This window comes from Halalkalibacterium halodurans (assembly GCF_005671335.1).
Classification (GTDB): Bacteria; Bacillota; Bacilli; order Bacillales; family Bacillaceae_D; genus Halalkalibacterium; species Halalkalibacterium halodurans.
In genome coordinates, this window is sequence record NZ_CP040441.1 from 4,068,061 (window position 1) to 4,091,414 (window position 23,354).

Annotated in this window: 21 protein-coding genes and 1 pseudogene; 4 read left to right on the forward strand and 18 right to left on the reverse strand. The window is 43.7% G+C overall.

Features of this window, described 5'->3' with window-relative positions; all coding sequences use genetic code 11:
- Positions 1–54: 54 nt before the first annotated feature.
- The 3 genes from FED51_RS19785 to FED51_RS19795 form a co-directional block, all read right to left on the reverse strand.
- Positions 55–1,686, reverse strand: coding sequence for a thiamine pyrophosphate-binding protein (locus FED51_RS19785; protein WP_053430025.1), 1,632 nt, complete (start codon positions 1,684–1,686; stop codon positions 55–57).
- Positions 1,687–2,007: 321 nt separating this feature from the next.
- Complete coding sequence (locus tag FED51_RS19790) at positions 2,008–2,286, reverse strand: thiamine-binding protein (protein ID WP_010899999.1); 279 nt, start codon at positions 2,284–2,286, stop codon at positions 2,008–2,010.
- A gap of 121 nt (positions 2,287–2,407) precedes the next feature.
- The gene (locus tag FED51_RS19795; protein ID WP_053431898.1) at positions 2,408–3,784 is read right to left on the reverse strand and encodes a dipeptidase; all 1,377 of its coding nucleotides are present in this window, start codon (positions 3,782–3,784) and stop codon (positions 2,408–2,410) included.
- 208 nt (positions 3,785–3,992) lie between these two features.
- Between FED51_RS19795 and FED51_RS19800 the strand changes: the two genes are divergently transcribed.
- A complete protein-coding gene (locus FED51_RS19800; RefSeq protein ID WP_010900001.1) occupies positions 3,993–4,544 on the forward strand; it encodes a YpiB family protein in 552 nt (183 codons plus the stop codon).
- Positions 4,545–4,582: 38 nt separating this feature from the next.
- On the opposite strand, the gene FED51_RS19805 is transcribed toward FED51_RS19800, so the two are convergent.
- Positions 4,583–5,047, reverse strand: a complete 465-nt coding sequence (locus FED51_RS19805; RefSeq protein ID WP_010900002.1) for an Lrp/AsnC family transcriptional regulator — start codon at positions 5,045–5,047, stop codon at positions 4,583–4,585.
- Between the two features lie 173 nt (positions 5,048–5,220).
- Here FED51_RS19805 and FED51_RS19810 point away from each other — a divergent pair, with 173 nt between their 5' ends.
- A complete protein-coding gene (locus FED51_RS19810; RefSeq protein ID WP_010900003.1) occupies positions 5,221–5,856 on the forward strand; it encodes a YitT family protein in 636 nt (211 codons plus the stop codon).
- Between the two features lie 442 nt (positions 5,857–6,298).
- Here FED51_RS19810 and FED51_RS19820 read toward each other — a convergent pair whose 3' ends face one another.
- From FED51_RS19820 to FED51_RS19840, 5 genes are all read right to left on the reverse strand, one after another.
- A complete protein-coding gene (locus FED51_RS19820) occupies positions 6,299–7,648 on the reverse strand; it encodes an MFS transporter (protein ID WP_053430026.1) in 1,350 nt (449 codons plus the stop codon).
- A 16-nt stretch (positions 7,649–7,664) separates the two neighbouring features.
- Complete coding sequence (locus FED51_RS19825; protein ID WP_053430027.1) at positions 7,665–8,861, reverse strand: hypothetical protein; 1,197 nt, start codon at positions 8,859–8,861, stop codon at positions 7,665–7,667.
- A 1-nt stretch (position 8,862) separates the two neighbouring features.
- Positions 8,863–9,327, reverse strand: coding sequence for an RNA polymerase sigma factor (locus tag FED51_RS19830; protein ID WP_053430028.1), 465 nt, complete (start codon positions 9,325–9,327; stop codon positions 8,863–8,865).
- 175 nt (positions 9,328–9,502) lie between these two features.
- A complete protein-coding gene (locus FED51_RS19835; RefSeq protein ID WP_053430029.1) occupies positions 9,503–9,811 on the reverse strand; it encodes an antibiotic biosynthesis monooxygenase family protein in 309 nt (102 codons plus the stop codon).
- A gap of 93 nt (positions 9,812–9,904) precedes the next feature.
- Positions 9,905–10,291: a winged helix-turn-helix transcriptional regulator gene (locus FED51_RS19840; protein ID WP_053430030.1), complete on the reverse strand. Its 387-nt coding sequence runs from the start codon at positions 10,289–10,291 to the stop codon at positions 9,905–9,907.
- 239 nt (positions 10,292–10,530) lie between these two features.
- On the opposite strand from FED51_RS19840, the gene FED51_RS19845 reads away from it, so the two are divergent.
- Complete coding sequence (locus FED51_RS19845; protein ID WP_053431899.1) at positions 10,531–11,109, forward strand: NAD(P)H oxidoreductase; 579 nt, start codon at positions 10,531–10,533, stop codon at positions 11,107–11,109.
- A 47-nt stretch (positions 11,110–11,156) separates the two neighbouring features.
- Here FED51_RS19845 and FED51_RS19850 read toward each other — a convergent pair whose 3' ends face one another.
- The 3 genes from FED51_RS19850 to FED51_RS19860 all read right to left on the reverse strand — a co-directional run bounded on the left by FED51_RS19850 (position 11,157) and on the right by FED51_RS19860 (position 14,240).
- Positions 11,157–12,392, reverse strand: coding sequence for an MFS transporter (locus FED51_RS19850; protein ID WP_053430031.1), 1,236 nt, complete (start codon positions 12,390–12,392; stop codon positions 11,157–11,159).
- Between the two features lie 129 nt (positions 12,393–12,521).
- On the reverse strand, positions 12,522–13,181 hold the full coding sequence (locus tag FED51_RS19855; protein ID WP_083445605.1) for a spore coat protein: 660 nt from the start codon (positions 13,179–13,181) through the stop codon (positions 12,522–12,524).
- 147 nt (positions 13,182–13,328) lie between these two features.
- A complete protein-coding gene (locus FED51_RS19860) occupies positions 13,329–14,240 on the reverse strand; it encodes a TIGR01777 family oxidoreductase (protein ID WP_053430032.1) in 912 nt (303 codons plus the stop codon).
- A 169-nt stretch (positions 14,241–14,409) separates the two neighbouring features.
- On the opposite strand from FED51_RS19860, the gene FED51_RS19865 reads away from it, so the two are divergent.
- A complete protein-coding gene (locus FED51_RS19865; protein ID WP_053430033.1) occupies positions 14,410–15,336 on the forward strand; it encodes an iron-hydroxamate ABC transporter substrate-binding protein in 927 nt (308 codons plus the stop codon).
- Positions 15,337–15,395: 59 nt separating this feature from the next.
- Here FED51_RS19865 and FED51_RS19870 read toward each other — a convergent pair.
- From FED51_RS19870 to FED51_RS19895, 6 genes and pseudogenes are all read right to left on the reverse strand, one after another.
- Positions 15,396–16,543 (reverse strand): IS3 family transposase gene (locus tag FED51_RS19870; RefSeq protein ID WP_138090975.1). Its coding sequence is split into 2 segments (ribosomal slippage): positions 15,396–16,285 and positions 16,285–16,543, totalling 1,149 coding nucleotides; the frame shifts between segments, so codons are not numbered across the junction.
- A gap of 120 nt (positions 16,544–16,663) precedes the next feature.
- Positions 16,664–18,397 (reverse strand): ABC transporter ATP-binding protein, encoded by a 1,734-nt coding sequence (locus FED51_RS19875; RefSeq protein WP_053430034.1) that lies wholly within the window; start codon positions 18,395–18,397, stop codon positions 16,664–16,666.
- 234 nt (positions 18,398–18,631) lie between these two features.
- On the reverse strand, positions 18,632–19,342 hold the full coding sequence (locus FED51_RS19880) for an ABC transporter permease (RefSeq protein WP_010900017.1): 711 nt from the start codon (positions 19,340–19,342) through the stop codon (positions 18,632–18,634).
- Position 19,343: 1 nt separating this feature from the next.
- Positions 19,344–20,192 (reverse strand): ABC transporter ATP-binding protein, encoded by an 849-nt coding sequence (locus FED51_RS19885; RefSeq protein ID WP_053430035.1) that lies wholly within the window; start codon positions 20,190–20,192, stop codon positions 19,344–19,346.
- A 154-nt stretch (positions 20,193–20,346) separates the two neighbouring features.
- Entirely contained in the window at positions 20,347–21,384 is a 1,038-nt protein-coding gene (locus tag FED51_RS19890; RefSeq protein WP_053430036.1) for a LytTR family transcriptional regulator DNA-binding domain-containing protein, read from the reverse strand.
- A gap of 283 nt (positions 21,385–21,667) precedes the next feature.
- Positions 21,668–23,221 (reverse strand): annotated as a pseudogene (locus FED51_RS19895) (BCCT family transporter).
- Positions 23,222–23,354: the final 133 nt, after the last annotated feature.

Here is a 23,354-nt window from a genome sequence, read left to right on the forward strand (position 1 = left end):
GACAGCTCCTTCCATGCTCGTAAATAATAGATGCCTCCCCTCTATCATACATCGTTACTTCCCGAACGACGACAAAAATTTCACACGGTCCCCCATTGGTGGTATTTGTGAATCAACTATTGCAAGCTCTAGTATGGCAGGTCCATCCGTTGGTAGCAACGAGCTGATGCGCTCCTCTTTGAGATCTGCCAATGATTCGATTCGAGCCGTCGGTATTCCGACTGACTCCAATAGCTTTGAGAGATTGACTGGCGCTTGTTCAAAACGAGGATGGGTTCTTTGATATTGCAAAGCATGGCCATGATAGACCATCCCTAGCCTTGCATTATTTACAATCACAAACAAAATCGGGAGCCCGTATTCCTTAGCCGTTAATACCTCCATTCCATGCATAAAAAAGCAACCATCTCCCGTAATGCAAACTGTAGGACGTTTTCGATCGACCATAGCCGCACCAATGGCAGAACCTATCGCTGTTCCCATCGCACCGAAATGTACATTGATATTAAACGTATCCGGTTCATAAACGTCCATGTAATGAATCACATAGGACATAAATTCTCCTATGTCTATATGGTAACGTGCTGTTGGTGGAAGAGCTTGCTGAATGCTTAGTAACAAGTGCTGGGTCGTGTATTCTTTATTCACTTTGTTTTCTACTCGTGCAATTGGTTGTGGTTGATGATCTCGCCCTAGCCGCTCCAACTCTAGATTCAGCTCAGTCAACGTTATTTTTACATCTCCAACTATCGGAAAATCGATTTTATATTTTCTATTAAACACGGTTTTATCGTGATCTAACTGAATAACATAACGTCCATCCGTTAGCTTTTTGTTGTAGTTATTTGTCGCTGTTTCCCCCAAGCTTGATCCGATAATAAAGAGCCCATCTCCCTCTTCTCCATTGAGTAAGTCAGAGGCAGTAGTATGTCCAGCAAATCCGAATACTCCTTTATAAAGGGGATGACCTGAAGGAATGTATCCCTTCGCTTGAGGTGTTGTAACGATTGGCCAACGTAACCGTTCTGCCATCTCAATTGCTTCGCGCACCGCTCGTCGAACACCTTGGCCAATAAAAACAATTCCGTTCTTTAACTCTGTTAATTCTCGTGCGGCTTGTTTTACTGACTGATTTGAAGGCATGGTGCGTGGTTGTGTCGGATAAGAAGGTAGATCGGGTGGTTCGATCGTCTCAAGCTGAACATCAATTGGCATGGCTACATGGACAGGGCCGGGAACAGGCGAAAGGGCGATCGTCACCGCTTTCTCTACTTCCGAAAGCAAATCGCTCCCTTTTCGAACCGTCACACTATATTTAGTAACCGGTGCATACAGCGGCTGAACATCCAACTCTTGTGAAGCGTTCAACCCCTCTGTATTAGTCGGTACAGCTCCGGTAAGAAACAGAATCGGGAGCTGTTCTCGCATCGCGTTCGCTGCTCCAGTAAGAAGATTAGTGCTGCCTGGTCCACTACAACCAATGGCAACCGCTAGCTGGCCAGAGTATTTCGCATATGCTGCCGCCATATACGAAGCGGCTCCTTCGTGTTTGGCAATAACCGGCGTCATTTGTGGCATTGAATACAGCTCATCAAAAAAAGCATTTACAGATCCTGCTGGAATTCCGAAAACCGTATCAACCCCGCCCTTTGCTAAATAATCTAAAACACTGCGCACTGCTTTCATCAAATCAACTCCCCAACTTAAATATAAGGTTGATTCTTTCTTTCGCTCGTGCCATGCTGTCATCATTTTGAAAATTTACATCATATAACAAATTTCGTTTAAGAAAGCATTTTTCCTGCCACAACTCAAAGATTGTTGGTATAAAAGTAATATAAAGGATTTGTAAAGAACGGCTTATTGGCTCAGCTTTTGTCCCCCTTTGTACACAGACAAGTTCATCTGCAAAACGAAATTTCTGGGCTTCTCCTGTTTTTTTGCCGTCTTTTCGCTAAGATGCCTCGAACGAATAAAAAAGCTCGGGAGCAAAACCCCGAGCGACGTTTATTTGCTTTTGTTTTCAATGGACACACCTTCTGGACGATAGTGAATTTTGACGTTCGTCATGACTTCAGAAGCTCCCGCGTCGATGCCCACTTGCTGCGCTTGCTTAATGAGTGAAAACACATCATCAAGCTTGCCTTCAACCACTGTCTCCATTGGCCCTACCTCATATTTGAGTCCAGATTCTTTCACGACCTCTACAATTTCCGGGATGACCCCATGTGTGTCCATATCTTTACCATTTGGCATAACTTGAAAGCCAACTGTAACTTCTGCCATTACACCCATCCTCCTTTCATTTTCTCGTTTCTGAATAGTTTACCGTTCTGTCCTGTTTTTAAACATAAGTTAAACCATGAAAAAACAACACGTGCGGTGTACATGCCGCACGTGTTGGACTTCAATTTTCCTCTATGTTGGCTAGCTCATGCCAATAGTGACATAAAGTAACGAGGCCTTTATCAAAATTTTCAAGGTGGAAATGTTCATTCGGCGCATGAAAATTTTCGCTTGGCAGTCCAAATCCCATCAGGACGATCGGTAGCTTCATTAAGCGATGAAATGTTTCAACGACTGGGATCGATCCTCCCATCCGTGTAAATACAGCTGGCTCTCCATATATGGCTTCATAAGAACGTGCGGCTGCTTGAATCGCAGGGTGATCAACCGAGGCCGCAAAAGGGCGCCCCGTGTCAAATCGAGTCGTCGTCACCTTTACCCCTGGTGGTGTATGGGCTTCAATGTGCTTTTCGATGAGAGACGCAATTTGATCCGGGTCCTGATCTGGGACGAGACGGCACGTGATTTTTGCATGGGCTTCAGAAGGGATGACTGTTTTTACCCCTTCTCCTTGGAAGCCTCCGTAGATTCCGTTGATTTCTAACGTCGGACGAATCCATGTCCTCTCAAGAGTAGAGAAGCCTTCTTCACCAAACAATTCTGTTACCCCTAGTTCATCCTTCATTTCATCATCGTGGTGATCAAGTCTTGCAAAGCTCTCCCGTTCTTCTGGAGAGGCGTCCACCACATCGTCATAAAATCCTTCAACCATAACCTGTCCTTTTTCATTTCTCATCGAATCAAGAAGTTGGACGAGCGCGTGGACGGAGTTTTGCACAGCACCTCCGTATAAACCTGAATGGAGATCCCCTTTTGTTCCTTTGACGTCGATTTGTAAGCTACAAAGCCCGCGTAATCCTGTACAAATGGCCGGTTTTCCTTTTCCGAGCATCGGCGTATCAGAGATCACGAGGACATCTGCTTGAAGCTTATTTTGCTCCTGTTCAACGAATGGATCTAAGTTTGGGCTACCGATCTCCTCCTCCCCTTCAATAATCAATTTGACGTTTACAGGGAGTGTGCCTTCCGTTTTTAATAGGGCCTCCAATGCTTTTATATGCATGAATGTTTGCCCTTTATCGTCGGTCGCTCCACGTGCAAAAATTTTCCCTTCGCGAATCGATGGCTCAAAAGGAGGTGTTTCCCATAAATTGATAGGATCGACAGGCTGGACGTCATAGTGGCCGTAAATGAGCACAGTCGGCTTTCCCTTCGCATGGAGCCAATCAGCATACACAAGGGGATGTCCCTTTGTCTCGATCATTTCCACATGTTCTAACCCTGCCTTTTGCAGTGTGTCTACGAACCAAGCAGCTGCTTTTCGCACATCTTCCTTATGCTCTGATAAAGCGCTCACACTCGGTATGGCGAGAAGCTGTTTCAATTCGTCTAGGTGCTCCTCGCGTTTTTGCTCTAAATATGTACGTACATCATTCATGTGCCATGCTCCTTTCCCTTCCATATAGTTCGCTAAGCGAAGTAATTCCCTTTGCCTCCATCGTAGCACAGAAGGCTAAAAAAGTTGAGCAAAGCGGTTCTATTGATCCGTTTGTTCCGAAAAGAGTGTCAGATTTTTTCACATAGATGAAAAGGATCATCTTATCTATGGTACACTGGTAGAAAAGGCTTTTAAGGGTGATCGTCTTATGGGCAAGTGGGTATCCGTTGCAGAAAAACGTCAATTCCTTAAATGGTTCCTCACACAACAATTAAAACGAAAAGATGCGAAGCGGATACTTGAATACCTTTTACAACATTATCATTTGCTCGAACAAGTGATGTTTACTGAAGAAATTCGCGGCCGTGAACGAACGCTCGTCATTTCTACCTTGCAGTCAGATGAGCCAGGGTTTGCTTTTTATTTATACCGAAGGAAAATTGAAGATCCGATTCGAGCACTCGGTGAACTTCAAGCGAACCCCGCTGACCCGATCTACTTAATTTTGCATTTCCACGGAAAAGCGCAAAATCACCAATACTTACAAATGCTCGATTCCGAATCCCGCGAATACATTAAACGTTTCAAGCAGTTTCAAGCATATAAAGAGGAAACCGACTCACTCATCGAAGCTGTTCTTATCGAAAATGAGAAAAAGATGTTGCTTCAGCAAATTGATGAAGCTCTTGATCTCAAGGATGAACGGCGCTTTAAAGATCTCGTGAAGAAGCTACAAGAGCTAGATAGACGGTCTTCCTAACCTACTATTGAACTTCTCGTCCCCTCGGAAGTTCTTTTTCACGTGCCATCACTTTGCTCTTCGTCTTTTTCGACCGGCAAGATATACCGGTATGGAACAGGAGAACCAATCACCGTAGACGTGTTAATGTTTCCATACGGGATAAGCTTATCAATTAAGATCCTCATGCTGTTCATGTTCGGGACAGCCGCCTTCAACATATAGCTAACCTCTCCTGTCACCCGATGACATTCAATAATCATCTCTTCCGATTTCACCATGTCTTCAAAGTCTTTTAACGGTACACGCAGTCCGCTCACTAGAATAATTAATAGCATGTCTCGTCCGACCCCTGCTAAGGAAATGCGAGCACTATATTCTTCAATCACACCACTTTCTTGAAGCCGTTGCAACCGTTCAGAAACGCTCGGGCGGCTCAAGGCTAACTCTTTTGAAAGCTCGCTTATCGTCGTCCGTGCATTTTTTTGCAGCAGCTCAAGCAATTTTATATCAAGCTTATCCATATCCACCCTCCTGTTTTACCATATTGAAGCCATCCTATAAAAAATACATTCAAAATGGAGTCAATACTCACCTTTTTCATTCATTATACTATGCCCTATTTCCATTTAACATTCTAAAATTAAAAGTAGAGCATATGTTGCGCGGAATTTTTAACAACGTAGGTGGGTTGCACATGAAGAAATGGCTGTGGATTTTTTTAGGCATTGTGATTACGAGCTGTGGCGTTATTTTATTACGTCATGCTAACCTTGTTACTGGAGGGACAGCTGGGCTTTCCTTAGGCATGACGTATCTTTTCAATCTTCCGTTTGCGTTAACCTTTTTTCTCGTGAACGTTCCGTTTTACCTTTTTTCCTTGCTACGAATGGGTTGGAGCTTTACACGATCCACGATCATTTCTGTATCCTTGCTTTCCTTGGTGACGAGCTTAGACGTTTGGCTGCCTTCTTTCAACGTCCCTGTTTGGCTCGGTGCCGTATTCGGCGGCGGTTTGATTGGCCTTGGTCTATCGCTCATTTTTATGAATGGCTCGTCTTTAGGAGGGGCGAACATTTTGGCCCTCTACTTACAAAAACGATTGGCGATCGATCCAGGGAAAACAAACTTCTTGTTTGACGTTTCTGTTGTTCTTCTTAGCATGGTGTCCGTTGGCGTCATCCGCGGTCTTCTGTCGATCCTATCGATTGCGGTCACCTCTCGTATTATTAGCTACTTCAAAAAAGAGATCGCTAGCCGCCAGTTGGCTGAAAAACCGAAGTCCTCTTCTATGGCATCAACGCCAAAGTCACGGATTCCAGTGGCAGAGTAAAGGGGCATTCGTCTTTTCCGATAGAAAAGCCTGTATCGTCGATTACTAAGTAATCTTGATACAGGCTTTTTCAAAAAACCATTCGTTCAATTAGTCCTTAGCCTTGTTCTTTTCATTAGATAAAAGACGGCTGCGAGCATGATGGGGATGACAGGGGTGTAAATAACCCAAGGAAACGGTGGATGCATGCTCACAAACCAAGCATTAGGGTAAAGTAAAATGGCACATACCACCATCCCAACCCATGAACGTTTCACAAAGGCATAGCCAAACAAAAGAACGGATGCAATGAGCAATGGATAAACAAACTGAGAGCACCAAATAAGAAACTCATGACACCTTCCACAACCAGCCCTCCCCACTGTCACAAAGTTTGATCATAAACATGATCTTTTCCTATGTTTTTCTATATTATAAAAGGATTTCCGAAAACGTTCTAGCTTTATTCTTTCGCTATTAGGAGTTTTGTTCCTGCCTCTTTTGTTCCCTGCTTCGTCGTAAACAGAATCGGATGAAGGCATAAGGCCATTCCTCCGATGATGAGAAGCACAGCTCCGACAATCTGAAAGAGCAAAATGATGCCGATGAGATGAATAAGCCATGCCCCTAGAAGTGGTGGTAAAAGGATGGCCATGCTGATCAAAGACTGATAGATTCCTGCCACCTGACTTACTTCCTGCTCCCTCGGCTCCGTCTGGATAATGTAATTGGAGACGACCATGGACGTACCTGTACCTAGCCCCGTGATCAATCCAAGCCCGATCGGAATCATCATGAGGAAGCCCTCCTGCAGCATCCCTATTCCCAAAAACGCAATCCCGATACAGATCATGGCCCCAGCCAACCACATCCCTACGTTACGCAGCTTCTTCATTCTGCCGAGAAAGGCCATCATGGCAATCGCACCAGTCCCGATCGCCGCCATGATCCACGCCACCATTTGGGGCTGAGCGGCTGCAATTTGCCGAAATAAGACTGGGAACTGAATATCGACCATTTGAATTACCGACATTCCTAACAAAGCAATGGCGAAGGAAAAGTAAATGACCTTTCGCTTAAAAACGACTTGCCAGCCTGCTTTCCAACTTGCCCAGAACGATGACTGATTTTCCAAAGAAGTGTCCTTTTCTACTACTTTCACGTTACGAAACAAGGTCGTTAAGAGAAGCGCTGATAATAAAAAAGCAATGCCATTTAAGAGAATGAGCGTGTGAGGTGAGAACGCCGTTAGTAACGCTCCACCCCCCATAGGCCCAATGATTTTCGCCGCTTGAGAGACGGCGCCATTCCACGTAATCGCCTGCAATCGTAAATCGTCTCGTATAAGCTGCCTAAGCAAGCTTTGTTGGGCAGGGTAATGGACAACGTTGACAGTCGCTCGCAATGAGATGATTCCTAACACAACGAGAGGATGACCAGTGAACAAAAGCGAGATTGTGAGTAAAGACGTTACCCCATCCGCTACAGCCATAACCTTCACTTTGTGATACTTTTTAACAAATACACCAGCAAATTGGCCGAACAACATTTGCGGTAATGCAAAGGCAATTGGAATGAACGCTAACAATAGCGGATCAGCGTTCCATACGTAGCCGAATAATACAAGAAGGGCGACAAGATCGAGCCACTGCCCAACCATTGAAATGCTATAAGAAGTAAAGAGCTTTTTGTAACCTGGTTGCTGCCAAAGAGTCTCTCGTTTTTTCGTGGTCTTCACAAGAACCTTTTGTTTATGTGCTTCTTCCCATTCATTTAAACGATCTTCCACGATCGCCTCTCGACACGGGTCCATTTTAGCCGCCTACTTTCTATAAGGACAATGTCCCGATGTTTTCAACTTGAACTTCTTCTCTCACTTCACTAGCTACTGTCAAGATTCCGCTTATAAGGCGTCCCTTTCTCTGAATTAGCGCTTTTTGCGTAGCATGCTGAACAATTACTTCGCCAAGGATATCCATTTCGCCAATCCGTTCGTTCAACAACGATTCTTCAATGTCCTCAGAAAGTGTTAAGATCCCATCAACAATGACCTCCGTCCCCTTTTCTAACCCAAGAAGGTCGCTAGCCGTCCAATCCTCCTCTTTTCCTACGTAACGCAATTGATTGGCAAAGGTGAGAACATCGGTTTCCAATCGTTCTAATCGTTCATAGATAAGATCTTCAATGTCTTCATGACAGACGATGAAAGAGGTGGAATGAATCGACGAAATGGCCTGTTCGAAAGCCTCTCGCGAAATTCCAGCTTCAAAGATAATCGGAGATTCCGTATAGATGGACTGCTGGCGAAAGCGCCGGATCGAGCGAGCATTGATTCGAAGGGAGGACGAAATCGGTTCAAACCCTTCAGGAATGACAGTTGCGACTCCTGTTACTTGACCTTTTTGGTAAAACGCTGCTTGTTGGTTACTGTAGACCTTCACCTTCCCATTCACTTCAATCGCCCAAATTTTCTCGTGAAAGAGCTCAAGATCAAGATCCGCCGCTAACGTTAATTGTCCATTGACGATCAGATGCGTGTTCGTTTGCAACCCTTGTAAATAACCGTTCGTCATCATAACGACTCCTACTTCCAATCGTGGTGGCGCTCCTTCATATACTTTCACTTGTCCCGTTCCTTCCTTCAAAATGAGCCCAATTGCTCCCTTCAACTGAGGTGGAACAAAAATGTTTCCTGTCACTTTTAATTGACAGGCCGTTCGTTTGATATGCTCGACCGTTACATCATGATCTACGACTACGATTCCGGTCACAAGGAGCGTCATCGGTTCATCCACCGCTTCTAAATAGGCGGCATCCAACGTACAGACACCCGTGACAAACCGTGCATCCCCTGGAACCTCCAAGGTGGCACCTATATTTCCAATCGCTAGTTTCGTTAAAAGGTGGGCGTTTTCTTTTCGATATAGCACCGTACCAACATTCTTAATCGAATCCACTTCTTTAATGCTATCTTCCGTCGCCTCTAACAAATTTAAAACTCCGATATTGCCAAACGTGCGGCCCATACTATCCTTCCTCCTTCATGTACTCTCGTAACTTTTTCACCGCAAGTCGAATGCGGTAACGCACCGTAGAAGCCGGTACGCCTACTTTTTCACTTATTTCTTGACTGGTTAGCCCAAGCCAAAAATGCTTGAACACAAGATCACTTAACGATGCTGGCAGCTTAGACAAAAGATCGACCATTTCTACGTAAGATGTTCCTGCTGTTGTAAAGGGCGGGATCACACTGTCATCCCAATCTGTTTCCCGCTTTTCCTTTCGCCTAATATCGATGAGCTGATTTTTCATCACCCGATAAAACCAAGCCTTTTGCTTATGCCTCGGCCAATCCAGTAATTCCGTACACCTTAACGACTTTTCGATCGCGTCTTGTATTAAATCGTTCGCCTCTTGCTCGTTACGGCTAATGGTACGAGTAAATCGACATAGATCCTGTTTCAGCTCCTCATATAGCTCACTCACCTTCACATACGTCACTCACCTTTTCGGCTTTTTCTTTTTCACTTAGATAACGAATGAAACCGAGAAATTGATAACATGAAAGGAAAAAAATTTTTTTGGCAATCGGGGGATCGTCCGGCTAGGGGGACCAGCATCATTGGGAAGGATGAAAATCCCCCTATCGATGATAGGGGGCGACTCGTTATTTTTTCGCTAACACTTCATAAACGTCTTGACGGCCATCCAATATGTATGAAGGCTTTGGTTTCCCACGATTTTCCCGATGTCCAGCTAGATGGGCGTCACTTTTCTCCCAAGCTTTCCATGCTTCTTCCGATTCCCAGCGAATGATGACCACCACTTCCTCATCTCCACGGCGCTGTTTTTTTCGCAGGACGTTCATATCAATAAACCCCGGTTGTTCTTCAATGAGTCCTTTACTAGCAAATTTTTCGACGATTTTATCGCTATGTCCCTCTTCTACACGTAGTGTTTTCACTTGAAAAAACATGAGATCATTCCTCCTTTCCTCCAATTATATTTGATATTGATTATCATTATCAAATATAAAGTGTCTGCCTCGGAGCTACCAAAGTGTTCAAATTTATTCTTTACAGCTTTGAAATTCTTCCAAAACTTTGGATTTGTCGCCATAAACCTTTTCTAGGTGATCCTCTCCCCAATAGCATAAAAGGTCTAGCGCAGGTTTTAATCCCCATCCATAGGGCGTTAACTCATACTCCACTTTAGGAGGGACCTCGTTATAAACCTTGCGTGTAATGATCTCATCCTTTTCCAAACCCCTGAGCTGAGTGGTTAGCATTTTTTGAGTAATGGCTGGCATTAACCGACGGAGCTCAGACGTTCGCTTTCGACCTGTCATTAAATGGTATATAATTAAAGACTTCCATTTTCCTCCCATTACTTCTAAAGCCGCTTCCACTCCAACTTGATACTTCTTTTGACCGCCATTTTTCCTCTGTTCCGTCATCTCCTAACCCTCCGTTACAAGGCTGTGTTTGCTTAGAACAACCAGTCCCCTCAACCCGTTACTCAGATTCGTTTTTAGGGGCTCTGCCTAGGGAACTTCCATGTTCCTATGGCACCTGGATCATCCTATAGAACTTAAAAGTACCTACTTCCAGATAATTTCCTTACTGTTTATAATAGCATCAGCCATTGATCAAGGCGAGAAATTAGTTGCTAAAGAAAGGTAGTGAAGATACAAACATGAAAGTATTAACCGTTGTTTCACACCCGAGAAAAGATTCCTTGACCTTTGAGGTAGCCGAGCATTTCGTAAAAGGCCTTACCGAGTCTGGTCACGAGTATGAAATATTGGATTTGCATGAGATTGGTTTTGATCCTGTTTTAAAAGGGGTAGATGAACCGGATTGGTCAGTTGCGGAACAGCCATTTTCCCCTGAAGTAGAAATGGAAATAAGGCGGATGAAGGAGCATGATGCCTTGGCACTTATTTTTCCACTTTGGTGGTGGCATTTGCCGGCTATGCTAAAAGGGTATATTGACCGAGTATGGAATAACGGGTTTGCGTACGGTGCAAATCACCTTCATCATCAGCAAGTCTTGTGGATTGGTTTGGCCGGTGTTTCGAAAGAACAGATGAAAAAGCGTAACTATGATGAAATGATTACTCATCTGCTCAATGTGGGAATTGCAGATTATTGCGGTGTTTCCAATTCCAAGGTTGAATTCTTATATGAGACACTGGATTCCCATCCCAATCATTACGAAATGCTGCTGAACGAAGCTTATCGCTTAGGATTGAACTATGACAAGGATCATTAATATTAAAGAGCTCCGTTTTATGCAAAATGCTCAATATAACAAAACACTTACGCTCTCTGGGTGGTTTCCTCGGAACCAACAGGCTGATGATTCAGTTGATAAAATACGTTCATCCTCCATGCAAGCAATGTAGAGACGAGCATAAGCCCGCCAAGAATGAGAAATAACACTTGAAATCGGTACGCCTCTGCTAGGAGACCTCCTACTCCGGCTCCTAATGGAATCGCTGATTGGGCGAGCAAGGCCCGTACAGTAAACACACGGCCACGCAGATGTTCTGGTACCCGCCGCTGGTAAAAGGTCGTATTGTTAATCGTAAACGCCATTGCGAAGAAGCCTTGTATGGTCGCAATCCCAAGGGCAACCCAGATGCTTGTAATGAAGCCAAGAGCCATCATGAGAAAGGAAGAGACGGTCAAGCAGCCGAGCATCACACGTCGCAAATTTTTTGGTGGTGGGTACAATCCGCACAAAAATGAGCCAAGGACCATTCCTAAAGAATAGACTGACATAAACAAGCCGTACTGAAATTCCGTCCCATGTAAATGCTCAAGGACGTAGGGCAAAAACATAGGCAAAGCAGCACCACTGCTAAAATTAATCATCATCATTAGCAAACCAACCGAAAACAACACTGGATATACTTTGTAAAAGGACATCCCTTCTTTGAACATTGTCAGCCATGAGGCTCGATCATTCGTTTTCGCGCGATGTACACGATCCAGCATTAAAAGCAAAAAGCCTGATACCGTTAAGGCGATCACAATAAAAACGAGCAGTGGCAATGGACCGACTAAGACGATGAGTCCTCCGCCTAGAGCGGGACCGATAAGCATGACGATTTGCATTGTTCCTTCGAGGATCGAATTGCCTCGCTGTAGATGTTTTTCCGGTAAAATATGAGCCACATAAGCCATCCCAGCAGGGCGAAACAGCGGTTCCGCAATCCCGGTGAGCACGGCTGCCATAATCAAGACGGGAGCCGTTAACATATTTCCTACCAACAAAACAGTCGGCACGAAAAAGGCGATGGCGCGAAGCCACTCGGACGCAACCATTACCACTTTATATTGAAACCGATCTAGATACGGACCTGCGACTATATTGGTTAGCAGCTTTGGAATCATAAAGGCAATCCAAACCCCGCTCATCGCGACAAGGGAGTCGGTCAATTGGTACATGAGCCAACTGACTGTAAACGTAGTGAAGGTACCTCCAAGGGCGGAAACGCTTTGTGCGATCCACAAAACGACGAAAGGCCGTTTTAAAAATGGCTGATCCATTGGTCACACGCTCCCTTCAATGAGGGATAATAATCGTTCCTCGAACTGTATAAGTCCTTCTCTGCGGGAAAAACGCAACTAATGAAAAAAGCGCCAGGGGTATAGACATCCCTAGCGCTTTTCGTTCGGTTAGTTTTGATACATTTGGCCTGCCTGTGGCATTTGTGGCTGACCGTTAGCCGGTGCGAAGCCAGACATCATTTTTTGCATATCTTGCTGTGCCAATTGTGGTACTTGATAATAGGCATGTTGGTTTTGGTAAAGGAAAAGCTCATACGCCATTTCGACCACATTCGGTACACTGTCAGCAAGCACACGGCGAACGACAGGATTGGTTGCCTCTAAGGAAGCCGTTGTTAGCATGGTTGCCTGTGATTTCATTAATCCAAGCATATGACCGGAAATTCCTTGGTCAGAAACTTCGTTGATCGATTGCATTGGTTTCTTCGGCTGGCTTGGTTTAAAGCCATAGGTGACATTATTGCTAAGCTGCATGTTGTACACCTTTGTTCCGTGGGAAGGCTTGCTTCCTGTATTGAAACACTCACACAGAATGTTGTATTGATCGGTCAAAAACGAATACTGACGATCCAAAATGTTCAATAACTGCTGATCTTTCACGAAGGTGCGGAACATCATATATTGGTCTAGAACGCCGATGGTACTCGTCAAGACTTCCTGAACATCAAACACCTCATGACCGCCATGGCTCAAGTTACTAGGCATTTGAGTTGAATTCATCTGTTGTCCTGGCGCCGGCATTTGTTGCTGATTCATTTGTTGGTTCATCTGCTGATTGAATTGAGTGTTCACAGGTGAAAACCTCCATTGATCTTAGTGGTGTTACGCCATTTAGTATGCGCGTGCACACGCCTACTTTACCTCACTTTTTTTGCCAACGATCTGCATGGATGGTCACCCTGCAAACACCATATTCTATAGGTAGGAAGCTGATTTGGACTGTACTAAAATTTCGCTAAGGGCGTCATCGATCGTTTCGTATTGGAACGTAAAACCTGCCTGAAGCAAGCGTTCTGGTAAGACCCACCGGCTTTTTAAAATGAGCTCAGACTCTGTTCGCAATAAAAAGGTACCGATTTCGAGCATCCATGCGGTTGCAGGCAAGCCAATTTTCATATTCATGGCACGCCGGATAGCTGTCGTTAACACTTTATTGGAAACGGGGTGCGGGCTTGTACAATTAATTACTCCTTCAAGCGCTTCTTGTTCTTCAATAAAGCGAATCACACGGAATACGTCCTCTACGTGGATCCAACTGACCATTTGCTTTCCTGAACCTTGTTTGCCGCCAAGGCCGAATTTCGTCAAATAGCGATACGGTGTCAGCGCTCCTCCATCACCGCCTAAAACAATGGAAATTCGCAATGCCGTTTGCCTTGTGTCCGGCAATTGAAAGGAGAAGAATGCCTCTTCCCAAGCTTTTGCCACATTTTCCGAAAAGCCAGATCCGAGTTCACCATTTGCTTCGGTCATTGGTCGATCTTCAGCGTGGCGATAAATGGTCGCCGTACTTGAATTAAGCCAAAGCTTTGGTGGCCGCTCGCAAGCTAACACCGCTTCACCTAGTTTGTTAGTCGTGTCAATCCTCGACTGCAAAATCGCTTTTTTATTTTGTTCATTGTAGCGGCAGTTCACCGACTTTCCTGCTAAATTGACGAGCATGTCCGCCCCCTCTAACGCTTCACGAACAGCCTCTGAATCATCCCATGAAACGTGTGGAGCCCTTCTCGAAATAATTACGACTTCATCGCCGTTCTCCACAAAGCGTTGTTGCAAGTATTGACCGATAAATCCTGTCCCACCAGCTAACACTATTTTTTTCGTCATCTAATCCCTCAATTCTTGGCAAATAGTTCTTACCTCTAGCTTAGCAAATGAATCCACTTTTTCCGACAGTTAAAACAAACTTTTATGTTGACTTTCTTCATCCGTTTTTTTATAGTAAAGATTGTGAACGATATTGATAATCATTTTCACTTATAAAGGAGCACAAACAATGAAACAACGGAAACACTTATTACTTCTCACCATGTTGCTTTTCGCTTTGCTTGTAGTCGCTGCTTGTGGAAGCAATACAGATGCACAACAAGCTGACGAACTAGAATCCAAAGATGGAATGATCACATACGAGTCAGAAGCGGGTCCCATCGAAGTCCCTGCCAACCCTCAGCGTGTAGTCGCCTTAGGCTTTACTGGCAATATCCTTGCCCTTGATGTAAATGTTGTTGGTGTTGACACTTGGTCAAAGAACAATCCTAACTACGAACAATTGCTTCAAGACGTAACGGAGGTATCCGAGGAGAACCTAGAACAAATTATGGAGCTAGATCCTGATTTAATTATTGCTTACTCTACTGTACAAAACGCGGAACAGCTTCAAGAAATTGCACCAACCGTATTGTACACTTACAATAACCTCGACTACTTAGAACAGCATGTTGAAATAGGCAAGCTATTAAACAAAGAAGAGGAAGCTCAAGCATGGGTTGATGACTTCAAAGCTCGTGCAGAGCAAGCTGGAGAAGAGATCAAAGAAAAAATTGGGGAAGATGCAACTGTTTCCGTGATTGAAACATTTGAAGATCAACTGTACGTGTTCGGTAACAACTGGGGACGCGGCACCGAAATTCTTTATCAAACGATGGGCTTAGCGATGCCGGAAAAGGTGGAAGAAATGGCACTTGCCGACGGTTATTATGCCCTATCGTTTGAAGCGTTACCAGAGTTTGCTGGAGATTACATCATCTTAAGCAAAAATGACGAAGCTGACAATTCATTCCAAGAAACGAACACGTATCAAAGCATTCCAGCGGTGCAAAATGGCCAAGTATTTGAAGCCAACGCAAAAGAATTTTACTTTAATGATCCACTTTCCCTCGAGCTTCAACTTGAATTTTTTAAAGAACACTTTTTATCTGAATAATAAAGAGAGAAGCTGTCTGCACATAACCCTGTCAAGTAGACAATGAAAAAAAGAGTATCTTAAGCTGCGGCCTTTTCTCGGTATTCAATCGGGGAAAGGCCTTTAAATTTCTCTTGAAAACGTCCGTTGTTATAGTAGTTGATATACTCCTGAATCGCCCATTGAGCTTGTTCAACGGTTTTTGGACGTATTAAATATAACTTCTCCACTTTCAAATGTGAAAAGAAGCTTTCTATACAAGCATTATCATAGCAATTGCCACGGCGAGAGTGGCTTCCTTGAACGCCTAATCCCTCTAATTGCTTTTCATAAGTCTTAGTTGTATATTGAAATCCTTGATCAGAATGAATGAGCGCATTCTTGGCAAAGGACTTACCTGTTAACTGTTTCAACGTATCTACGACTAAATCAAGATAGTTTCTTTCAGATAATTGCCAAGCAACAATTAAATCTAAAACGGCTGATAAATACACAAATTTGTCTCCGATTCGTACATATGTAATATCGGTTACTAGCTTTTCATACTGCTTTTCTGAATAAAATTCTCTGTTCAGTACGTTAGGAAATACAATAGAACCTCTACGCCCGTAGAAAGGTCTTTTCTTACGTATGACTGATTTTATTCCTAATTCCCTCATTAAACGCCGCACACGTTTATGATTTATAACCATTCCTTCTCTGGATAAAGCCCTCGTCATTCGTTTATACCCAAAGTATGGATGTCGTTTGTGAAGAGCTAAGATATGTTCCTTTAACAGAATATCCTCTTCCCTGCGAATTGCTTGTTTCGAACGACTATTCCGCCATTTGTAGTATCCAGCTTTTGAAACTTCACCAATCTTAAGAAGCCACATAAGTGGATGCTTTCTCCTTAATTTATCAATCATTTGAAACCTTTGTGCTTTTAAGACCACTCCTTCCCGTGTAGATTTGGATTGCGCTTTTTTAGATAATCTACCTGCGCCTTCAAATAAGCATTCTCTTCTTCTAGACTGTTAAAATGCTTCTTATGCCACTTACCACGTTGGTCATCAAATGATATCTCATTTTGAACTTTCTTTACCCATTCAGCAATTTGAGCATCACTCTTAATCCCGAATCGCTCACGAAGGCGACGATAGGACCAGCCCTCCTCTAACTTTAAACGAACTACTTCTCGTTTTAATTCTTCTGTATATGTAGTATAGGTTTGTCCTTTTTTTGCCATAGAAAAATCCCCTCGCAGGTAGACTATTTAAGAACATCATATCATGTTCTCTTTTTTTGATGTCTACCTGTAGGGGATAATACCAGTCCAGTCCCCCCGGTCAGCTTCTCTCTTTTTGCCTTATACTTGTGCTCGAACAAGGAATTCTCCAAATTGGGCGCGGTGCAAACGAGCATAAATTCCACCTGTTTGTAGCAATTGCTCATGGCTTCCTTGCTCTGCAATACCTTCTTTCGTGACCACGATGATTCGATCAGCATTTTTAATCGTTGCCAGACGGTGTGCAATGACGAGCGTCGTTCTGCCTTTGCTTAATTCTGATAGCGACTGCTGAATCGCGAGCTCCGTCTCTGTATCAAGGGCGGAAGTAGCTTCATCTAAAATTAAAATAGGTGGATTTTTTAGGAACATTCGAGCAATCGATAGCCGCTGTTTCTGTCCCCCTGATAGTTTGACTCCTCGCTCACCGATGACCGTTTCCAGACCATCTGGCTGGCTTAGGATAAAATCATCCAACTTCGCCTTGCGAGCAGCCTCCATAATTTCATCATCCGTTGCTTGAAGGTTGCCATAGGCAATGTTCTCTTTCACCGTTCCTGAAAATAAGAAGACATCTTGCTGCACAATCCCAATTTGATTGCGCAAACTCTCGAGTTTCATTTCACGAATGTCGAGCCCATCAACTACAATCCTTCCGTCCTTCACCTCATAAAAACGAGGCAGCAAGCTACATAGCGTCGTTTTCCCAGCTCCAGAAGGGCCGACAAACGCTACTGTTTCACCTGCACGAATGGTAAGATCAATATTTTTTAGCACATCGTCCATCCCGTCATAACCAAACGTGACCCCTTCATATTGGATGTTCCCCTGAATGTTCCATTCTTTCGCTCCAGGAGCATCTTCAATATCCGGTTCGGTATCGAGAATTTCTGTATATCGCTTAAATCCAGCAATCCCTTTAGGATAACTTTCAATGACGGCATTAATTTTTTGGACCGGCTGAATCAGAATGTTCGATAATAAAATAAAGGCGACAAACTCTCCATATGTCAAGCTTCCAGAGATGACAAACCACGTTCCGACTAGCAGAGTGAGCAGCGTAATCGAGCGCATCAACACATAGTTCGCCATTACGTTTTGCGCCATAATTTTATAGGATGCGAGCTTTGTTTTCCGATAACGCTGATTGTTTTTCGCAAATTGAGCCTGTTCATAGCGCTCATTCGCAAAAGCTTGAACGACCCTAATTCCCCCAATGCTATCCTCGACCCGTGCATTAATATCGCCTACATCTTGAAACATACGGCGAAAAGTTGTCGTCATTTTTTTATTAAAGTAAACCGCAAAAATGATAATGAAAGGTACAACGCAGAAAAGAGCGACCGCCAGCTGCCAATGAATCGACAGCATAATCGCAAAGGCACCAACGAGTGTCATAATCGCGACGAACACGTCTTCGGGACCGTGGTGAGCCACCTCGCCAATCTCCTCCAAATCCTTTGTAAGTCTCGAAATGGAATGACCTGTCTTATTGTTGTCATAATAGCCAAATGATAGCTTTTGCATGTGCTCAAACAGCTTTTTTCTCATATCAGACTCAATGTTGATCCCTAGCTTATGCCCCCAATAAGTAACGACATATTGCATAACCGTGTTTAGCAAATACACAAAAAGCAAACCGACACACGCCCAAAAAATAATCTGCCAGTTCCCTTCTGGTAACAGACGATCGATCACTTGATTGACTGCTAACGGAAATGCCAGCTCTAAGATTCCAACAAATACCGCACAAAAGAAATCAAGAAAAAACAAACCTTTATATGGTTTGTAGTAAGAAAAAAATCGAGCGATCAAAGCACTTCCCCCTAACCTTTTACTAAAACCCTCATTGATATTCATTCTCAATTATAGAGTTAATAGTAAAAGTTTACAAGCAAATGAGCTTACTGCTAGCGGAAGATTATGTTTTCAACGGTAGAAATCGCGACAAGCCAGGGGATTCAGAATCATGTTCTACAAGTTCAAATGACAGCAAAAAAGAAAAAAAGCCGCTCTACTTTTGTAAAAATAGAGAGACCTCGAGCTCGTTTAATCAAACCGACGTTTTCCATAAATATAAACAGTGACAACAATCGAAACGATCATCCACACGAGCAGAATAAAAAAGTGAGAGCTGATTGCCGAGAAAGGTACGCCTTCTTCTAAACCAGTGGTAATTTGTATAAGTGACTCATTCGGAAGATACTCTATGACCCTCGATAAAACTGGGAGGTCTATTGCTTGCTTTATCATGGTACCCATTCCAAACAAAATGAGCACTGGCATCCCAACGACGGATGTTTCAATGACCGTACGCGATAACAGCCCTAAAATGGTTCCAATCGCCACATATATCATTAAGCTAATAAGAATGGCTAAGAAAAATAGCGGCAAAGACGGTGGAAGAGAAAAACCACTAAGGTAAATAACGACAACCACAATCCCAATGGTCAAAAGGGATGACAGCAAGCTTTTAGCTATAAAGATTTCAGTTGTACTTACAGGGGTTAACAGCAAATTTCGTAAGGTGTTCTTTTCTTTTTCTTCAGCAATGGTCCCTGCTTGCAAAAAGGAGCCTGCAACGACGAACGCCAGAGTAATCGGCCAAATCATAATTTCAATACTGCCATCGCCTGCCCTTTTAATCCATGCCGCCGTTAGGAGGGGCAACAGTGCCGTAAACAACATATATTGATTCTTCAAAAAATCTTGCCAATCCTTAATAAAGATTGCTTGAATTCTCCTGATCGATCCAGTCATGCTACATAAGCTCCTTTCCCGTTACCCGCAAGAAAACATCGCCTAAAGTGGGTTCATTGGAATGAATGGAGAGCAATTCCCCATTTTTCATCACCTGTGAAATGGTGTTCGCCCCGTCTAGATTGTTCTCTACAATCTCCCGACGCCCCCCTTTTAGCAGAAGCGTAATGGTTGAATCAGCGTAGGTTAATCGCAGCTGCTCTGGAGTATCCATGACTCGAATCTTTCCTTGGTCGAGGAACGCTACCCTATCACAGATTTTTTCCGCTTCCAGCATATCATGCGTCGTTAAAAAGATCGTCGTTCCCTCACGGTTCAAACGGCGCAAGCTATCGTGAATCATATGAGAACTTGCTGGATCTAAGGCGGAGGTCGGCTCATCTAAAAATAGTAAATCTGGTTTATGGAGCATCGCTCGCGCTAAAATGACACGTTGCTTCATTCCTTTCGACAGCTTGCTGACGATTTTTGTTCTCTCATCACGTAAACCGACCTCGGCTAAAACATCATGGATTCGTCGTTCAGGTACGGAATAGAGCTTGCAATACATGGAGAGGTTATCTTGAACTGTTAGCCGCTCATAAAGGCCACTATTATCTGTTAAAACCCCAATTTGATTCATAAATGTTTTCCGTTTGAGTCTGTGCACGGGCTTGCCGAACAAAGCAACCTCTCCATCGAAGGAGTGGACCTGACCTGTTAAAATTTTTATCGTTGTCGTTTTTCCAGCGCCACTCGTTCCTAAAAAGCCAAACGTCTCCCCTCTTTTAATTGAAAATGAGACATCTTTTAATGCTTCTTTACCATCAAACGTTTTTCTCAAGTGCTTTACTTCAATGACATGTTCCATCCTCAGTCTCCTTTCCCTTCTTGCTCCTTCAGTGTAGCTAGAGCGCGACGAAGGTGCAGTATTTTCAAGGTAAAAGGAGAGAGAACTCGGTTGAATAAAGCTTTTTATCTGATCAATGGAGAACAGAAAAAACAACAATTTCCGAGGAAATAATTCATGAAATTCCGATCAATTGCTTTAATTCTGCTAACCTCCCCTTTGACAACGGAATCGAATCGTGCTGAGCTGTGTCAAGAATTAAACTATAACTGTTTCGCGACCAGGTCATCACTTCACGTACCTTTTGTAAATTCACAAGGTAGGAACGGTGACACCGAAAAAAACCGAACGGCTTTAGTCTTCCATCAAGTTCATTTAACGTCATTGTACATAGGAAAACCTGTCCTTTTACATGCAAGTTTGCGAAGCCTTCATGGCTTTCAATATAATCAATTTCAGTCGGATCAAATAGAATCATTTTTTCATTGACTTTTGCTGGAATACGCTCCAGCTGGAAAGGCCTTGTCACATCCGTTGGATCAACGGAAGTCTCATTTTGAGTTTGATTCCTCCCGTCGATTACTTCTACTAGTTTGAGGCCATTTTCATTTAATCGATAAACATAGTCGGTCATTGAAATCGCACTTTCCAAGTTGCTCGTAATGACTAAAACCGATCGATTGGCTTCAACCAATGACCGAATCCACTTTGATAAAATTCGTTTACTTTCTAAATCGATGTTTTGGTCAGGCTCCTCTAAAATTACGAGCTCAGGATCATGGACAATGGCTTTTGCAAAGGCAAGTCTTCTCTTTTCTGAGTATGATAGCTTTTTTATTTTCACCTTTTGTTTATCAAGTAAATGAACCTGTCGGAGCAGCTCGGTCACGTCAGCTTCCTTTCCGTACAAACGTTGAAAAAATTGAAGATAAGCTGACGGGGTTAGCCTTTCATAAGGTGGATCATCTAAAAACACAACGCCCATTCGATTACGCACCTTGGCCCATTCTCCGTTGAATGACTGTCCGAAGTAGTCAATCTCTCCATTAGTTGCTGCCGTCTGCCCAATCAAAATCGAAAGAACATACGTTCCGATATCCCGTTCACAATGAATGGCTTTTGCCTCTCCAGGCTGTAATTCCAAATCAATTGATGTAAACCACACCTTATTTTGCTCCGCCTTTTCTAAGCGGCGAATCGTTAAGACTTTCACCAGCTTCCCCCCTCATAACATTCCTCCCTCACATTATGGCACATTGTGCTGTCTTATTGGATGCTTGCCCACTTAAAAACATAGTGACTCTACAGAACAACTGCTTGAGAACTCGGCTATCGGAAGTCGCCTCGTACTCGGTGCCCTGCACTAGACATGTCTGGTTATACGGTCTTTACTAAGTAGAAGAACTGGGATTGTCGCCAAGCTTCGATGCCGGAGTCTTATTAATTAGTTAAATGAAAAGTAAAGCAAGCCAGCACTAACGACACGTTGGTACTGGCTATTTCTCCTTTTTGTTAGCAGCTTTCTCTAAACGGCGAAAACGTTTTAAGTCGGCCTTACGGATTGGGAGAGGCTCTTGACGGAGCAGCTTCACGATCGCATAAAGGAGAATGAGCAAAATGATCGTAAACGGTAACGCAGCTACGAGCGAAGCCGTTTGTAACGCGTCTAATCCGCCTGCATAAAGAAGTGCTGCGGCAATGGCTGACATGAGCACCCCCCATGTCATCTTTGCTAGGCGTGGTGGATTCGTCCTTCCAAAGGAGCTCATACTCGCTAAAATGAAGGTGGCCGAGTCTGCCGACGTCACTAAAAAGGTCACGATAAGAAAAAGGGACACAATTGAAGCGACCGTCGTCAATGGTAAAAACTCATACGTTTGAAACAAAGCTAACGTCAAGTCTTCATTTACAACATCAGCAATTCCTGCTTGTACATTTAAATCGCTCCACTAAGCTGTTCCGCCAAAAGTAGCAATCCAAAGGCACGCAATCAATGGAGGAACGATCATCACACCAATAATGAACTCGCGAATCGTTCGTCCTCGGGACACTCTTGCCACGAAGGCACCTACATACGGAGACCAAGCAATCGCCCAAGCCCAGTAGAAAATGGTCCAGTCTCTCACCCATGTTCCGCCAACATATGGCTCCATTCGCAAACTGTATTGAATAAAATTAGAAATGTAATCGCCTATGGCCAAGGTAAACGATTCTAATATAAAGCGGGTCGGTCCTAGAAACAAAGCAAACAAAAGCAACAAAAGAGCAAGACCTAAATTCAAATTACTTAAATAACGAATTCCTTTATTAAGTCCAGTCGTTGAAGAAAGCATGTAAGCAACAAAAATGACGCCAATGATCACCATTTGTATCCAAGTGGCGTTACCTACTCCAAAAACAGCGTGAAGGCCACCATTTACTTGAAGAATTCCGAGTCCTAGTGATGTGGCAATCCCTAAAACTGTGGCAATGATAGCAAGACAATCGATAGTATGTCTAACAGCAGGTCTTTGCCCAACAGCAGGTGCTAAGGCAGTAGAAACAAGCCCATCCTTATTCTTACGAAATTGCAAAAACGCGATCACTAATCCGACGATCGCAAAGACCGACCATTGACTAATGCCCCAATGGAAAAAAGAATAGCCCATCGCCACACGTGCCGCCGCTTCTGTCTGACCGTCCACCGTCTGAAAAGGCGGGGTAAAAAAATGACTCATCGGCTCAGCTACGCCCCAAAACACGAGTCCGACTCCGAATCCTGCTGAAAACAGCATACCAATCCATGTGAAAAACGGAAATTCTGGTCGTTCGTCCTCGCCGCCAAGCCGGATCAAACCATATTTGCTTACAGCCAAAAAGAGCAAAAACACAATAAGGATAAAAACAGAAAATAAATAAAACCAGCCGAAGTTGATAGCGGTTAAATCAAACAGGGCACTCGCTGCCGCACCGAAACGACTCGGCATCGTGACTCCTAATAGGACCAAGAGCAAGATAAAGGATGCCGACAAATAAAAGACAGGATTTTTCCAAAGCTCCTTTGATTCCATAAAGACCTCCCACTTCAGGCGGTATGTCCATTGCCTTTTTTACTTCTTTATTAGCATGAGTTCAATGGTCTTCCATTATGCGCTTGTTCATGGGCAATCGTAAAAACCCGCAGGATACCATAATCCAACGGGT